At 69.2% G+C, this 14,663-nt stretch carries 16 protein-coding genes; 8 read left to right on the top strand and 8 right to left on the bottom strand.

Annotation, left to right across the window (positions count from 1 at the left end; genetic code table 11):
* The first annotated feature begins 114 nt into the window (after positions 1 to 114).
* From GXW71_RS21610 to GXW71_RS21600, 3 genes are read left to right on the top strand one after another with little or no spacing between them, the layout of a single operon-like run.
* Positions 115 to 1,269 (top strand): glycosyltransferase, encoded by a 1,155-nt coding sequence (locus GXW71_RS21610; protein ID WP_211854754.1) that lies wholly within the window; start codon positions 115 to 117, stop codon positions 1,267 to 1,269.
* A complete protein-coding gene (locus tag GXW71_RS21605; RefSeq protein ID WP_367617344.1) occupies positions 1,266 to 2,510 on the top strand; it encodes an HAD-IIIA family hydrolase in 1,245 nt (414 codons plus the stop codon). The genes GXW71_RS21610 and GXW71_RS21605 overlap by 4 nt, the downstream gene beginning before the upstream one ends.
* A complete protein-coding gene (locus tag GXW71_RS21600) occupies positions 2,498 to 3,427 on the top strand; it encodes an NAD-dependent epimerase/dehydratase family protein (protein WP_211854752.1) in 930 nt (309 codons plus the stop codon). The genes GXW71_RS21605 and GXW71_RS21600 overlap by 13 nt, the downstream gene beginning before the upstream one ends.
* A 24-nt stretch (positions 3,428 to 3,451) precedes the next feature.
* Here the strand turns inward: GXW71_RS21600 and GXW71_RS21595 are convergent, their stop codons facing one another.
* Positions 3,452 to 4,078, bottom strand: coding sequence for an acetyltransferase (locus tag GXW71_RS21595; protein ID WP_211854751.1), 627 nt, complete (start codon positions 4,076 to 4,078; stop codon positions 3,452 to 3,454).
* A 300-nt stretch (positions 4,079 to 4,378) separates the two neighbouring features.
* Here GXW71_RS21595 and GXW71_RS21590 point away from each other — a divergent pair, with 300 nt between their 5' ends.
* On the top strand, positions 4,379 to 5,152 hold the full coding sequence (locus tag GXW71_RS21590) for an SDR family NAD(P)-dependent oxidoreductase (RefSeq protein ID WP_211854750.1): 774 nt from the start codon (positions 4,379 to 4,381) through the stop codon (positions 5,150 to 5,152).
* A gap of 16 nt (positions 5,153 to 5,168) precedes the next feature.
* Here GXW71_RS21590 and GXW71_RS21585 read toward each other — a convergent pair whose 3' ends face one another.
* The 3 genes from GXW71_RS21585 to GXW71_RS21575 form a co-directional block, all read right to left on the bottom strand.
* On the bottom strand, positions 5,169 to 5,606 hold the full coding sequence (locus tag GXW71_RS21585) for a nuclear transport factor 2 family protein (RefSeq protein ID WP_211854749.1): 438 nt from the start codon (positions 5,604 to 5,606) through the stop codon (positions 5,169 to 5,171).
* Between the two features lie 25 nt (positions 5,607 to 5,631).
* Positions 5,632 to 6,615, bottom strand: a complete 984-nt coding sequence (locus GXW71_RS21580) for a Bug family tripartite tricarboxylate transporter substrate binding protein (protein ID WP_211854748.1) — start codon at positions 6,613 to 6,615, stop codon at positions 5,632 to 5,634.
* 134 nt (positions 6,616 to 6,749) lie between these two features.
* Positions 6,750 to 7,571 carry an amidohydrolase family protein gene (locus GXW71_RS21575; protein WP_211854747.1) on the bottom strand — a complete coding sequence of 274 codons (822 nt, stop codon included), beginning with the start codon at positions 7,569 to 7,571 and terminating at the stop codon, positions 6,750 to 6,752.
* 168 nt (positions 7,572 to 7,739) lie between these two features.
* On the opposite strand from GXW71_RS21575, the gene GXW71_RS21570 reads away from it, so the two are divergent.
* The 4 genes from GXW71_RS21570 to GXW71_RS21555 all read left to right on the top strand — a co-directional run bounded on the left by GXW71_RS21570 (position 7,740) and on the right by GXW71_RS21555 (position 11,526).
* Positions 7,740 to 8,753: an NAD(P)H-quinone oxidoreductase gene (locus tag GXW71_RS21570; protein ID WP_211854746.1), complete on the top strand. Its 1,014-nt coding sequence runs from the start codon at positions 7,740 to 7,742 to the stop codon at positions 8,751 to 8,753.
* Between the two features lie 110 nt (positions 8,754 to 8,863).
* Positions 8,864 to 9,715 carry an amidohydrolase family protein gene (locus GXW71_RS21565; protein WP_211854745.1) on the top strand — a complete coding sequence of 284 codons (852 nt, stop codon included), beginning with the start codon at positions 8,864 to 8,866 and terminating at the stop codon, positions 9,713 to 9,715.
* A gap of 10 nt (positions 9,716 to 9,725) precedes the next feature.
* Positions 9,726 to 10,550: an amidohydrolase family protein gene (locus GXW71_RS21560; protein WP_211854744.1), complete on the top strand. Its 825-nt coding sequence runs from the start codon at positions 9,726 to 9,728 to the stop codon at positions 10,548 to 10,550.
* 25 nt (positions 10,551 to 10,575) lie between these two features.
* Entirely contained in the window at positions 10,576 to 11,526 is a 951-nt protein-coding gene (locus tag GXW71_RS21555) for a Bug family tripartite tricarboxylate transporter substrate binding protein (RefSeq protein WP_211854743.1), read from the top strand.
* Between the two features lie 12 nt (positions 11,527 to 11,538).
* Here GXW71_RS21555 and GXW71_RS21550 read toward each other — a convergent pair whose 3' ends face one another.
* Genes GXW71_RS21550 through GXW71_RS21535 form a run of 4 tightly spaced genes read right to left on the bottom strand, consistent with a single transcriptional unit; the run spans position 11,539 to position 14,562 of the window.
* Positions 11,539 to 12,315 (bottom strand): SDR family NAD(P)-dependent oxidoreductase, encoded by a 777-nt coding sequence (locus GXW71_RS21550; protein WP_211854742.1) that lies wholly within the window; start codon positions 12,313 to 12,315, stop codon positions 11,539 to 11,541.
* 26 nt (positions 12,316 to 12,341) lie between these two features.
* On the bottom strand, positions 12,342 to 13,031 hold the full coding sequence (locus GXW71_RS21545) for an ABC transporter permease subunit (RefSeq protein ID WP_211854741.1): 690 nt from the start codon (positions 13,029 to 13,031) through the stop codon (positions 12,342 to 12,344).
* Positions 13,031 to 13,702 carry an amino acid ABC transporter permease gene (locus GXW71_RS21540; RefSeq protein WP_211854740.1) on the bottom strand — a complete coding sequence of 224 codons (672 nt, stop codon included), beginning with the start codon at positions 13,700 to 13,702 and terminating at the stop codon, positions 13,031 to 13,033. Before GXW71_RS21540 ends, GXW71_RS21545 begins: the two co-directional genes overlap by 1 nt.
* A complete protein-coding gene (locus tag GXW71_RS21535) occupies positions 13,699 to 14,562 on the bottom strand; it encodes a substrate-binding periplasmic protein (RefSeq protein ID WP_246526770.1) in 864 nt (287 codons plus the stop codon). The genes GXW71_RS21540 and GXW71_RS21535 overlap by 4 nt, the downstream gene beginning before the upstream one ends.
* Positions 14,563 to 14,663 lie beyond the last annotated feature (101 nt).

Genomic DNA, 14,663 nt, shown 5'->3' with positions numbered 1-14,663 from the left:
GCCTTGGAGCCGTACCGAACCACCAAAGCCCTTCCCGGGACACGTCCGGCGACCTTTCCATCGGGGGAAGCGAACGCGGAAGCCGATCTCCCTCAACAAGGCGGAGTGGTCTGGATGAAACGGCAGCAGTACCTGATGGACTTCTCGCTGGGTCTGATCAACCGGACAGGGGCCTACATCATCTGCCGCGATATCCTGCGCGAGATGCCGGAGTACTTCCCGGAGGTGCGGTACTGGCGGCTCATCCGTCGAGAGCCGCCAGCGGGCCTGTTTCGGCGGATCGCCGGGCGACTGATGCTCCATGAGCTTTCGCTCCTGAAGAACCGGAGTTTGCTCATGTGGCCAGACGGCCGAAGGGTGCCGAACCGACGCCGATTGATCCTGGATCCGCTCTATGTGCTGCGCTCACGTCTGGACCCCGACGATATCGTGCAGTGCCATGATATCGGACCGGTCTCACACCCCGAGCTCTTCGGCGGCCGCAGCCTCTACGAAGAGGCCTATGAGAAAATCCGCCGCATCGGCCCCGGCATGGTCTTCGTCAGCGATGCCTCCCAGCGCGCCTTCCGGGATCGCTATGGCGACGGATTCCGCTTCATGCAGACCGTCGCGCAATATGTCCGCCCCGGCGTGCTGACGGGCAGCACCGAACCGGTCCCCGGGGTGAAGCCGCCCTTCCTGCTGACGGTCGGCGCCCTCGAGACCCGCAAGAATCATCTTCGCGTGCTCGAAGCCTATGCGCAGTCCGGCCTTCATGGCCGCGGCGTCAGCTACGTCTTCTGCGGCTCTCGCCATCTCGGCGCCGAGGCCATCCTGGAAAAGGCAGCGCGCACGCCCGGAGCAAAGGCGCTCGGCTACGTCACCGAGCCGCAATTGCGCTGGCTCTATGAGAATGGCTGCGGCTTCGTGCTTCCAAGCCTGCTGGAGGGCTTTGGCCTGCCGCCGATCGAAGCAGCGCAGCGCGGCCTGGTGCCCGTGGTGAGCGCGGGCGGCGCGCAGGAGGAGGCGATCGGCGGCGCCGGTGTTCTGGTCGATCCGACATCCGTGGACAGCATCATGCAGGGCATGCTGCGCGTCGTCGACATGGCGCAGCCCGAGCGGGAGGAGCTTCTCCGCCGAGCCGCGCATCGCGGCCGGGTGCTGTCCTACGCGCGCTTCATCGCCGGATGGCACAAGGTGCTGCGACGCAACGACGCCTTCGAGGGCACCGATGGCTGGGCCGCTTCCGACCCCGAGGAGCACATCGGCATGGTGGAACCGGCCGCGTGATCAAGCAGGCGATCTTCCTGGTCGGTGGGGCCGGGACGCGGCTCGGCAGCATCACGCGGTCGACGCCGAAGCCCCTGCTCGAGCTCGCACCAGGGACAGCCTTTCTTGACTTGCTGATCGACGAAGCCGCCCGTCACGGCTTCACCGATATCCTGCTCCTGTCCGGGTATCTCGGTGGGCAGGTGGAGCAACGCTATCACGGGCGCCGTGTTCGCGATTCGCGGCTGCGCGTGCTGCGCGAGGAGGAGCCCGCGGGGACGGCCGGCGCCCTCCGGCGCGTATCGGCCGAGCTCGATCCCTGGTTCCTGCTCGCGAATGGCGACAGCTTCTTCGACATCAACCTGCGACGTCTGGCTTCGGTCCCGAGAGGCTCCGCGCTCGGCTGTCTCGCGCTGAGGCACGTGCAAGACACCTCGCGGTTCGGTGGCGTCACCCTCGAGGGAGACAGAATCGTCGATTTCAGCGAGAAGCGCGGCGAGCGGGGACCAGGGCTGATCAACGGCGGGCTCTATTGCCTCAGCCGGGAGATCCAGGATCGACTTCCTGCGATCGGATCGCTGGAGGGTCAGGTCTTCCCGTCGCTCGCGCGAGAGGGGCTGCTGCTGGGCATCGAACAGTCCGGCTATTTCATCGACATCGGCCTGCCGGAATCACTCGACCAGGCGAGGCGCTGCCTGCCCCAGCTCATGACGCGCCCCGCCGCGTTCCTGGACCGCGACGGTATTCTCAACGTCGATCATGGCTATACGCATCGTCCTGAGGATCTCACCTGGATACCGGAGGCGAGAGAGGCGGTACGGGACCTGAACGACGCCGGCTACTTCGTCTTCGTCGTCACCAATCAGGCCGGTATCGCGCACGGCTTCTACACCGAAGCGGCCATGGATGACTTTCACGCGGAGATGGCCAGGCAGCTTGCCGATGTGGGCGCGCACGTTGATGCCTTCTACCATTGCCCGTACCACCCTGAGGCCAGCGTCGCGCGGCTCAAGACGCCGGCGCATGCCGATCGCAAGCCCAATCCCGGCATGATCCTGCGCGCCCTACGGGATTGGCCGGTGCGGCCGGCGGGGAGCTTCCTGATCGGCGATCGCGACACTGACATCGAAGCCGCCTCGCGGGCGGGACTGCCTGGCTATCTGTACCGCGGCGGCTCCTTGCGGATGACTGTCAACCAGGCCTGGGCCGCATGCGCGGGGCCAAGGCCGAAGCTGGGAGGGGAACTGACATGCGCATCCTGATCACCGGCGGCGCCGGCTACATCGGCTCCGTGCTGGTACCGGCCCTGCTGGAGCGTGGTCACGCGGTGACGGTGCTGGACACCTTCGCGCGCGGGACGACGGAGCTCGCCGCATGCTGCCAGTGGGAGACCTTCGAGCCCGTACGCGGTGATGCCCGTGACACTCGGCTGCTCGATGCGCTCGTGCCGAAGGCGGATGTCGTGATCCCGCTGGCGGCTTTGGTCGGCGCCCCCCTCTGCAAGGAAGATCCGATCGCGGCAATCAGCCTCAACCAGGATGCCGTCATCGCCGCTGTGGAGCGTCTGTCTCCGGCACAGCGGATCCTCTACCCGACCACCAACTCCGGGTATGGCGTCGGCGCGGAAGGTATCGCTTGCACGGAGGAGACCCCGCTCAATCCGATTTCGCTCTACGGCACCACCAAGATGGCCGCCGAGAACGCGGTGCTCGAACGCGGCGGCATATCCCTGCGGCTCGCCACCGTATTCGGCATGTCGCCCCGAATGCGCCTCGACCTGCTGGTGAACGACTTTACCTGGCGCGCGGTGACCGATCGTGCCGTGGTGATTTTTGAAGGCCACTTCAAGCGGAACTACATCCATGTCCGCGACGTGGTGAAAGGATTTGAGCACGCGTTGACGAATTACGAGACGATGCGGGCGAACGCCTTCAACCTCGGCCTTTCCTCGGCCAACCTGTCGAAGCTGGAACTCTGCGCGAAGATTGCCGAGCAGGTGCCTGGCTTCACTTACCTGGAGGCGCCGATCGGTGAGGACCCCGACAAGCGCAACTATATCGTCTCCAACGAAAAGCTCGAACGCACCGGCTGGGCACCGGATTGGAGCATCGAGCGCGGCATTGCCGAGCTGATCCGTGGATACCGAACACTCCGGAACTCCCGCTACGCCAACGTGTAATCGTCGCTTGTTGAAGTCGGCGCCTCAGGAGCGACGGAGCGGCCTGGCCGGCGCGCCGCCGACGATCGCCCCAGCCGCGACATCCCGCACGACGGCCGAGCCGGCACCGATCACCGCGTCCGCCCCGATTCGGATCCCCGGCCGCACGGCGGCACCGACGCCGATCAGCGCACGCTCACCGACGGTCACATTGCCGGCCAAAGCACAGCCGGGGGCGACATGCGCCGCCGCGCCGATATGGTTGTCATGGTCGATGACAGCCCCGGTGTTGATAATGGCGAAGTCCTGCAGCAGTGCTTCTGTGCCGAGGGCCGCGCGCGCCATGACGACGACGCCCTGTCCGATGCAGGCTGATGGCGACACGAGAGCCGAGGGATGGATGGCCGCCGGCAGGCTGTATCCCATCTTCCTCAGCTTCCCAGCCACCTCCTGGCGCAACTGATTGTTCCCCATGGCCACGAAGGCGGTCTGCACGCCCTCGGCGAGCAGGCGTGGCAGGATCTCGTCGCCGCCGAGAACGGGCAGGCCGAGCACCGAGGCGCCTGGTGCAGCCGGCGCCACGAAGCCAAGCACCTCGTGGCCGCCCATTGCCCTGATCACTTCGAGCACCACTTTCGAGTGGCCGCCTGCGCCGACGATGATCGCTCGCATGGACATTCTTCCCGGCCAATCACCTGCGGTCGCGATCCGTCCCGGCGCGGAGCGGGCCTGCGAGGCACCGGCGGCGCTGCCGAGCGCTGGCATGCATTCGCCGATACCGCCATTCGCCCACACCGTGCTGGAGATGAACATGCCTGACAAGCTTCGCCAGCGGTCCTGAGCAGGGGTTCGCGGCTGCTGCCCTTCCGTTCCGCGATGCGGAATCCTCGCAAACTCGCCACCGGTCGCCGTACCACCTGCGGCAGGATGCGCATGCCTGATACGGCCGGCGGGGGAAGGAGCAAGGACGCCATGAGCGAGCTGAGAAACGGCAATCTGGGGCCCTACGCTCTGGAGGGCCGTGTGGCTGTCGTGACGGGCGGCAGCAGCGGCATCGGCGCCGCATCCGCGCAGCGGCTCGCCGAGCTCGGCGCACGGATCGCCATCGGCTACAACAGCGGGCGCGACCGGGCGGAGGCACTGGCCGCGCAACTGCCGGGCAGTGGCCATAGACCGATCCATCTGCCGCTGACGGACAGCGCGGTGATCCGTGCGGCGGCGGCCGAGGTGGAAGCCAGCTTCGGCCGCGCCGACGTGCTGGTGAACTCCGCCGGCACCACGCGCGCGGTTCCGCATGCCGATCTGGAGGCCATGGACGACGAGACCTTCGACCGCATCCTCGTCACCAATCTCCGCGGCCCCTTCTCCGTCATCCGTGCCTTCCTGCCGCTGCTGCGGCGGAGCGGCGACGCCGTGGTGGTGAACATCTCCTCCCTCGCCGCCCAGACCGGCCTCGGCAGCAGCATCGCCTATTGCGCGGCGAAAGCGGGGCTGGACACCATGGCCATGGCGCTGGCGCGGGTGCTCGGACCGGAGATCCGCATCGTCGGCGTCGCGCCCGCGGGCGTGGATACCGGCTTCGTTCCCGGCCGCAGCCGGGACGCGCTGTTGAAGCAGGCGGCGCTGTCGCCGCTGCAGACTGTCTGCCAGGCCGATGACGTGGCGCTGGCGGTGGCCGCGGCGGTCACGCATCTGCGCCTGACCACCGGATCGACGCTGCTGGTGGATGCCGGGCGGCACCTCTGAGCCCTGCCGGCGGGGCTCAGCCCGATGTCGGCCGGCTGCCCTTGAACAGCGGCCTGGTGGTGCGAGAGGCATAGCGCCAGCGGCCATCGGAGCCGCGCACGCATTCGTCCGTCACCGCCCCGATCAGGATCGGCGGCTCCGACAGCAACGGCGCGACACCGTCATCGGCATAGAGGCACATGGTCCACTCCGCCGTCGCATGCATCTCGTCCTGCACGGTGACGTGGAAGTTGTGGATCAGATGCCGCGACACGCGCTCCCCGCGCGATTGCCGCTCCGCGTAGAAGCCGCGGATCGCATCGCGCCCTTTCCGGGCCTTGTGGCTGGTGGTGTAGACGCCGTCCGCGGTGAAGAAGTCATGCGCGTTGCGGCCCCAATTGGAATCGACATCGCGCCAGAAGGCGATGTTCAGGACCTCCAGCTCCTGCCGGATGCGCAGCTCGTCGATGGCCATGGTGTCGCTTCCTTCGTTTGGAGAGCTAATCAATGGAGATGTTCGCCGCCTGGATAATCGGCCGCCACTGCGCGACCTCGGCAGCCATCCGGCGCGTCAGGTCGGTCGGCGTCCCGCCCAGCGGCGTAAGGCCGAGCCGGGGCAACAGCGCCTCGGTCCCGTCGATGGCGAGATAGGCATTGCCCGCAGCGTTCAACCGACCGATCACCTCCTCCGGCATGCGCGCGGGGCCGAGCAACGAGATCCAGCCGGTCGCCTGGTAATTCGGCACGCCCTGCGCCTGCACCGGCAATACCCCCGGCAGTTGCGCGATCGGCGCGGTCGAGGTGACGCCAAGCGCGCGCAGCGTGCCGGCCTGGATATGCGGCAAGTGGGTCGTCACCAGGTCGATCGCCATGTCGACCGCCCCCGCCAGCAGGTCATTGGTCAGTGGCGCGGAGCCGCGATAGGGAATCAGATTGAGCCGGATGCCCGCACGATGCATCAGCAGTTCCACCGCCAGATGCGCCGCCGAGCCCGGCGGCGGCGTGCCGCAATTCACCCGGCCCGGATTCGCCTGCGCATGGACGATCAGCGCCTGCAGGCTGCGGTAGGGCATCTGGCTGCGCGCAGCGATGACGAGCGGCAGCTCAGCCAGAAGGACGATCGGCGTCAGATCGGTCACCGGGTTGAACGGCATCGACCTGTAGAGCAGCGTGTTGTTGGTGATCGGCCCGTTGGTGGTGATCATCAGCGTATGGCCGTCCGGCGCCGCGCGTGCGACAGCCGCCGCGCCGATATTGCCGTTGGCGCCGGAGCGGTTGTCCACCACGAAGGACTGGCCGAAGCGCCCGGTGAAGTCCTGCGCGACGGAGCGTGCCAGCGCGTCGGCAGCGCCGCCGGCGGGCCAGGGCACGACGACGGCGACGGGACGTGCGGGCCAGGCCTGCGCCGATGCCGAAGGCGACGCGGCGGCGAAGCCGGCACCGAGCGCGAGGCCGCCGAGCTGCCGTCGGGTCATGCTGGACATGGCTTCCCTCCCCTGCGTGTCCGGTTGCCGTCAGAGCGTGATGACTTGAGGCCTCCTCGGCCGAAAAGTCTGAATCGCGCGATCAAGCAAAGGGCTAGAGCGTGGTCCGTGAGCGCTTGCGAACGGATCATGCTCTAGGCGCCGAAATAGAGGCGCATCGGCGTGTCGCCGGTGATCAGCCGGCGCGTCGCCGCATCCGGTACCCAGTCATGCAAATCCGCGATCGTCTGCCCGTAGGTGACCTGCTCCTCGAAGGCGGCGAAGGGCCAGTCGCTGCCCCACAGCAGCCGCTCGCCGCCGGAGACGCTGAGCAGCGCCCGCGCGTAGAGGCGCGCCGCCTCGCGCGAGGCCATGCGGAAGCCGCCGGACAGCTTCACCCAGGTGCGGCCACGCTCCACCGCCGCCAGCAGCGCGCGGAAGCCGGGACAGTCCGTGCCGAGCCGCTCATCGGGCCTGCCGAAATGGTCGATCACCAGTTTCACGCCGGCGGCCTCGACGGCCCCGATCACATCCGCCAGGGCCGGGCCGCCGACCAGCGTATGCACATGCCAGTCCAGGTCGCGCACGCGGCGCAGCAACAGCCGGTATTCCGGAGAGGAAAGGTCCGGCGGATCGGGCACGCGCCGGAAGAACAGCCGGATGCCGACGATGCCGTCGGCCTTCATGCGCTCCAGCGTGTACATGTCCGTCTCGGGCCGCACGAAGGCCGTGCCCCTGAGCCGCGGATATCGCCGGAGCGCGCGGATGACGTAGTCGTTGTACTGACCATGCAAGCTCGCGGCGGCGATCACGCCATAGCCGACGCCGTGCCGGTCCATCAGCGCGACGAACTGCTCCGCCGAGGCATCCTGCGGCGGGCGGTGCCACGCCCAGGGCATGATCGGCATGTCCGTGGTGTAGACATGGAAATGCGCATCCACGAGCGGCGCGTCAGCCGGCGCTGAGACGGGCGGCATGCATTTCCTCCACGGCGTATGGACACGCCATTGCGGTGGAGCCTAGCGGTCCGGGCAGGTCCCTCCAGCGCTCCGTCGCAACATTCCGTGGTGCGGAACGGCGCGCTGCACCACTCATCGGTCCGGCAATGCGATGTTAGGTGGACAGCAAGCGGAGGAAGCGGCGCGATGCGGGCGATCGAGATCAGGGGCAAGGGCGGCCCGGAGGTGCTGGCGCTGGCTGACCGGCCGGTGCCGGCCTGCGGCGCGGGCGAGGTGCTGGTCCGCGTGGCCGCCGCCGGCGTCAATCGACCCGACGTGCAGCAGCGCAAGGGCCTCTATCCCCCACCGCCTGGCGTCACCGATATTCCTGGCCTCGACATCGCCGGCATCGTCGAGGCCGCGGCGCCGGACATCGCCTGGCCGCGGCCGGGCGACGCGGTCTGCGCGCTCGTCTCGGGCGGCGGCTATGCCGAATTCTGCGCGGTGCCGGCGGCGCAATGCATGCCGATCCCGCGCGGCTTCAGCTTCACTGAGGCGGCGACCCTGCCGGAAGTCTTCTTCACGGCCTGGAACAACGTCTTCTGGCTCGGCCGCATCGCGGAAGGCGAGACGCTCCTAGTGCAGGGTGGCACCAGTGGCGTCGGCCTCGCCGCCATCCAGATGGCGCGGGCGCTGCGCGGCGCCACGGTCATCGCCACCGCCAGCTCGGCGGAGAAGCGCGCCGTCTGCCTGGAGTATGGCGCGCATCACGCGGTGGACTACCGTGAGACCGACTGGCCGGAGCAGGTGCGCGCCCTGGCGGCCGACGGCGTGGATGTCATCCTCGACGGGCAAGGCGGCGACTACACGCCGCTGCACATGAGCCTGCTGGCGATGGACGGAAGGCTCGTGCTGATCGCCAGCCACCGCGCACCGAAGGCGGAGATCAGCACGCGCGACATCTACATCCGCCGGTTGACCTTGACCGGGTCCACCCTGCGGTCCCGACCTGCCGAGTACAAGGGCCGCATCGCCCGTGAACTGGTGCAGCAGGTCTGGCCGCTGCTCGAGGATGGCCGCATCCGCAGCCATATCTGCGGCATCCACAGGCTGGAGGACGCCGCGGCCGCGCAGGCGGTGCTGGATGCCAATGCGCAGATCGGCAAGCTGGTCCTGATCGTCTCCGACCTGGCGGAGACGGTGCCGGAGCCAAGGACCTGACGCGGTGGAGGTCACGGCTGCGCATTCCGGATCGCGGAATGGAGTCAGATCGTCCTTCTGGCGCACCCCGCTGCCCCACTAGCCTGCCGGCGAGAGGGTGAGGAAGCGACATGCAGGCCGAAGGCCAGGATGCGGCGCCGCGCACGGCGCGTTTCGCGGTGCCGGCGCTGTCCTGCGATGCCCATTGCCATGTCTTCGGTCCGGCGGCGCGCTTTCCCTACGCGCCCGGCCGCAGCTACACGCCGGAGGACCGGCCGAAGGAAGTGCTGGCCGCGCTCCACCGACGCCTCGGCCTCGGGCGCGCGGTGATCGTTCAGGCGAGCTGCCATGGCACGGACAACCGCGCCATGGTCGATGCGCTGCGCTCCGATCCCGCGCGTCGCCGCGGCGTCGCGATGATCGACGACGCGACGCCTGATGCGGCGCTGCGGGAGATGCATGAAGCCGGAGTGCGCGGCATCCGCTTCAACTTCATCAAGGCGCTCGGCGGCGGGCCGGAGATGGCCGTCCTGCACCGCGCCGCGGACCGCGTGCGGCCGCTCGGCTGGCACATGGTGCTCCATCTGCAAGGCGACGGCGTGCGGGAGATGGAAGCCGTGATCCGCGGGCTGAACATGCCCGTGGTGATCGACCATATGGGCCGCGTCGAACCGTCGCTGGGCGTGGATGGTCCTGCCTTCCGCACGCTGCTCGACCTGCTGCGCGACGAACGGATCTGGGTGAAGCTGAGCGGCGCGGAGCGCATGACGCAGAGCCCCTTCGACGCGGCACTGCCCTTCGCGCGCGCCCTGCTGCAGGCCGCACCGCGGCGTGTCCTCTGGGGCACCGACTTCCCTCACCCCAACCTCGCGACGCCGGTCGACGAGATGGAGCTGCTGAACCTCATCCCCGCCTTCGCGCCGGAGCCCGAGGACCGGCAGCACCTGCTCGTCGACAACCCCGCCGCGCTCTACGGTTTCTGAAAGGACACCGATGCCCGCCGTCGATTCCCATGCGCATGCCTTCGACCTCACGCGGCAGGGCTGGGGCGGCGACCGCGGCTTCGACATCCAGCCGAACGAGCTCGGCACCGCACGGCAGTTCCTGCATGTGCTCGCCTGCCACGGCTTCACCCATGGGGTGCTGATCAACCCGCTCGGCGGCTACGGCGCCGACAACACCTATATGCTGGAGGCAATCAGGGACGCGGGCGGCCGGCTGAAGGGCGTCGCCCTGCTGCCGGACGGGACGCCGGAAGCCGAGATCCGCCGCATGGTCGAAGGCGGCATCGTCGGCATCCGTTTCAACCTGGACTTCCCGACCAGCCCGCCGCTGCTCGGCCCCGTCGGTGAGCGCGCGCTGGCCCGTGCCCGGGAGGTCGGATGGTTCGCGCAGATCCACTATCACCACGGCGCATCCGTCATCCAGGCGCTGCCCGCGCTGCGTGCGGCGAAGCTGCCGATCATCATCGATCATGCAGGGCGGCCGGAACTGGAAGGCGGGTTGCAGCAGAAGGGCTTCCAGGCCCTGCTGGAGCTCGGCCGCAGCAGCGATGCCGTCATCAAGCTCTCCGGCGTCTTCCGCTTCAGCCAGACGGGTTCACCCTATGAGGACACGGACCCCTATCTCGCCGCGCTGATCGGCGCCTTCGGCATCGACCGCTGCATCTGGGGCTCCGACTGGCCGTTCCTGCGCGCGAAGGCACGGACGGATTACGGCCCGCTGCTGGCGGCGCTGCATCGCGTGATCCCCGATTCGGCGGAGCGCGAGAAGGTGCTCTGGGCCAATCCCGCGCGGCTCTTCCGCATGCATGCGTGACCGGATGGGCAGGGAGGGGAAGGCGATGCGGATCACGCGGCGCAGTGCCCTTGCGGGCACGGGCCTAATACTGGCGCCGCTGACCGCCCGGGCGCAGCCCTATCCGAACCGCGCGATCCGCGTGATCGTCCCCTATGCCGCGGGCGGCGCCGATCAATACATCCGCCCGCTGCAGAGCCGCATCGGCCAGGCGCTCGGCCAGGCCATGGTCATCGACGCCGTCGCCGGCGGTGGCGGTGCGGTCGGCGCGAGCCGCGTGCGCAGCGCGGCGCCGGACGGCCATACGCTGCTCTTCGCCGGCACCGGCGCGCTGACGGCCGTGCCGCGGCTGCAGAACCTGCCCTACGCTATCGCCGACTTCGCGCCGATCGCCAGCCTCATTGCCATCCCCTATCTGCTGGCGGGGCGGCGCAACGCTGATTTCGCCGACTTCGCCGGCTTCCTGCGCGGGGCGCGGTCGCGGCCCGAAGGGCTGAGCTACGGCACGCCCGGCGTCGGCAGCACGCCGCACCTGGTGGCGGAGGCCATGGCCAGGGCGGCCGGCATCAGGCTGCTGCATGTGCCTTATTCCGGAATCGCGACCGCCGCGGTGGCGCTGCTCGCCGGCGACATCGATCTGGTGATGGGCGCGCCCGGCAACATCATGCCGCTGGTCGAGCGCGGCGTGGTGCCCCTGGCACAGACCGGGGCGCGGCGCATGGCGGCGCTGCCGGATCTGCCGACGCTCCGCGAGGCCGGCCTGGATGTGGAACTCGTCACCCGCTTCGGCTTCTTCGCACCGAAAGGCACGGAGGCAGGGGTGCTCGACCGCTGGGAGCGCCTGGTGCTGGAAGGCGGTGCCGACCCGGACTATGGCGCGGCGATGCGGCGCGCCTTCAACGAAGTGGAGCTGCTGGACCGCGATCGCTTCGCTGCCTTCCTGGCCGCGGAGGACGCGGCGACGGCGCGGCTGCTGCGCGAGCTGGACCTGCGCTGAGCCGGCGCGCCCTCAGAACGCCATCCAGCCGCCATCCACCAGCAGATTGTGCCCGGTGACGTAGCTCGCATCCTCGGATGCGAGGAACAGCGCAGCCCCCGCCACATCCTCGGGCCGCCCCAGCCGCGGCCAGGGCGTGCGGGCATGGCTGTAGTCGAGCCAGCGCGGCTCTACCGCGCGGCCGCCCTTGCCGGTCAGGATCTTGCCCGGCGCCACCGCGTTGCAGACGATGCCGTCGCGCGCGTAATCCACGGCGATCTGCCGCGTCATGTACACGACCCCCGCTTTGGACGTGCCGTAGGCGATGTCCTCCGGCGAGGCGACCATGCCGTGCTGGGAGGAGATGTTGACGATGCGCCCGCGCACCTCGCCCTGCGGCGGTTGCGCACGCATGGCGCGCACCGCAGCGCGCGCCATCAGGAACACGCCGGTCAGGTTCACCGCCATCAGCCGGTCCCATTCCTCCCGCGTGCAGTCCAGCAGCGGCTTGCCCAGACGCACCGCGGCATTGTTGACCAGCACATCGAGCCGGCCGTGCGCGGCGACGGCGTGCGCCACCGCGGCCTCGCAATCCTCTTCCCGCGAGACGTCGCAATGCAGCGCCTCGCCGCGCAGCCCCTCGGCCGTCAGCAGATCCTGGGTCGGCACGCCGCCTTCCAGCACATCCGTGGTGACATCGGCGATCAGCACCACCGCGCCCTCCCGCGCGAAGCGCAGCGCGATGGCACGCCCGATGCCCGAAGCACCGCCGGTCACCAGCGCCACCTTGCCCGCCAGCCGTCCTGCCATCCTCACCGCGCCTCCCGCATCATAGTTTACCGCGCCTCCCGCGCGAGCATCCGCCGCTCCAGCCGCGCCACCAGATGCGCGAAAGGCCAGAGCAGCACGAAGTAGAGCAGCGCCGCCATCATCAGCGGCGTCGGGTTGTAGGTCTGCTCCTGCGCGACGCGCGCGCTGCGCAGCAGCTCCGGCAGCGCCGCCAGCGCGGCGACCGAGGTCGCCTTGACGAGCTCCAGCGAGTTGGAGGCGAGCGGCGCCGCCACGGCGCGCAGCGCCTGTGGCAGCACCACCAGCCAGGCGGCGCGCAGCGGCGTCAGCCCGAGCGCCGCCGCCGCCTCGCGCTGCCCGTGCGGCACGCTGGCAAGGCCCGCGCGGAAGATCTCGCCGTAGTAGCCGGAATTGTTCAGCACCAAGGCCAGCACCGCCGCGGCGAAGGCAGGCAGGCTGAGGCCGAGGAAGGGCAGGCCGTAATAGATCAGGATCAGCAACACCAGCACGGGGAAGGCGCGGAACAGATCGATCCAGACGATCAGCGCCACTCGCGCGAGCCGCCCCCCGAGTGCGCAGCCCAGCCCGATGAGCAGGCCGAGCAGCAGGCCCAGCGGCAGCGCCGTCGCGGCGAGTGCTGCCGTCAGCGCCAGCCCCTGCACCAGCAGCGGCCAGGCGCGCAGCGCGCTCTCCCAGTCGAAGAAATTCTCGATGAGGATCTGCAGCCCTTCCGGCATCAGCGCGGCACCACCCGGCTCGCCTCCAGCCAGCGGCTTGCGATCACCAGCGGCAGGAACAGGACGAGGTAGAGCGCCGCGGCCAGCGTCAGCGGCGAAGGATTGGCCGCGATCGCCATCGCGCTCTGCGCGCGGCCCAGGATCTCAGGCAGTGACACCGCCGTGCCCAGCGCCGTGCCCTTGATGATGGCGATCGCGCGATTGGTCAGCAGCGGGATCGCGAGCCGTACCGCCTGCGGCAGGATCACCAGGAAGAAGGTGGTCCGGAACCGGAGACCCAGCGCTGCCGCCGCATCCCATTGTCCCGAGGGCAGCGCCTGGATCGCGCTGCGGAAGATCTCCGCCGCGAAGGCAGACAGCACCGCCCCCAGCGCGCCGGCGGTCGCCCAGAAAGGCGAGATGGTCAGCCCCGCATAGGGCAGGCCGAAATAAACGAAGATGATGACCGCGAGCTGCGGCAGGGTGCGGAAGGTCTCGATCCAGGCGAGGATCGGCCAGCGCAGGAGCCGGATGCGCGCCGCCACCAGCACCGCCAGCAGCAGGCCGAAGCCGATGCCCAACACCACGGTCGTGGCGGCGACGCCGATCGTCACCCACAGCCCGCCCAGGATGCCGGGCCCGTATTGCGCGAGAACCTCGAGGTTGAGGTAGTGCTCGGCGAAGCCGCTCATCCACCGCAGCGCGGCGTATGCGGCGTGTCCTCGAAGCCCGGCAGGCCGGGCGGGCCGTAGCCCGGATAGACCTCGGTCATGGAGGTGCCGGGCTGCGGCGGGCTGCCATACCAGCGCTCATGCAGCCGGGCCAGGAAGCCGTCCTGCTTCATGCATTCCAGCACTTCCTCCACCCGGTTGCGGTAGGCGCGGTCGTCGGGGCGGAAGGCGATGCCGAAATTGCGGCCGGTATAGTCGCGGAAGGCGACCGTGATGTTGCGGTTCTGGCTGGCCGCGTAGATCGTGGTCGGGATCTCGTTGATGGCGGCGAAGGCGCGCCGGGTCAGCACCGCCTGCACGCTGTCGGGAAAGGTGTCGTAGCGCTGCACCTCGAAGCCATGGCGCTCGGCATTGGCGGTTGCCCAGGTGTCGCTGATGGTGCCGCGGTTGACCGCCACCGCTTGGCCACGCAGCGCCTGGAGGCCCTCCATCGTCACGCCGCGGCGGGTGATGAAGCCGTTGCCGGTGGCGAAGAAGGGTTCGGTGTAGAGCATCCGCTGCGCCCGCTCCTCCGTGATGTTGAGCGGGTTCGCCGTGAATTCGAAACGCTTGGCGAAGAGCGCGGCGAATAGGCCGGAGAAATTGACGTCGACGATCTCGACGCCCGGCCGCCCCAGCCGGCGCGCGATCTCGTGCATCAGGTCCACGCCGAAGCCCTCGGGCCCGTTGGGCCCGCGCACCATCCAGGGCGCGACCCCGAAATCGGAGCCCACCACCATCGGCCGGTCGGCGGGGTGATCGGCATCCTGCGCGAAGGCCGCGCCGGCCATGCAGATGGCGAGCCCCAAGGCAGGCAGCAGGCGGCGCAGGACGGGCGGCATCACGCTATTCTCCGGGCGGAAAGGTGCTGCAGGCTCTGCTCCGCCTCCCGCACCTGTCAAGCCGCGCCCAAGATCACGACGGAGATCTGAGCGCCGCGCGC

The sequence above is a fragment of the Plastoroseomonas hellenica genome, assembly GCF_018129085.1.
Taxonomy (GTDB): domain Bacteria; phylum Pseudomonadota; class Alphaproteobacteria; order Acetobacterales; family Acetobacteraceae; genus Plastoroseomonas; species Plastoroseomonas hellenica.
This window is presented reverse-complemented; position numbering and strand designations above follow the sequence as displayed.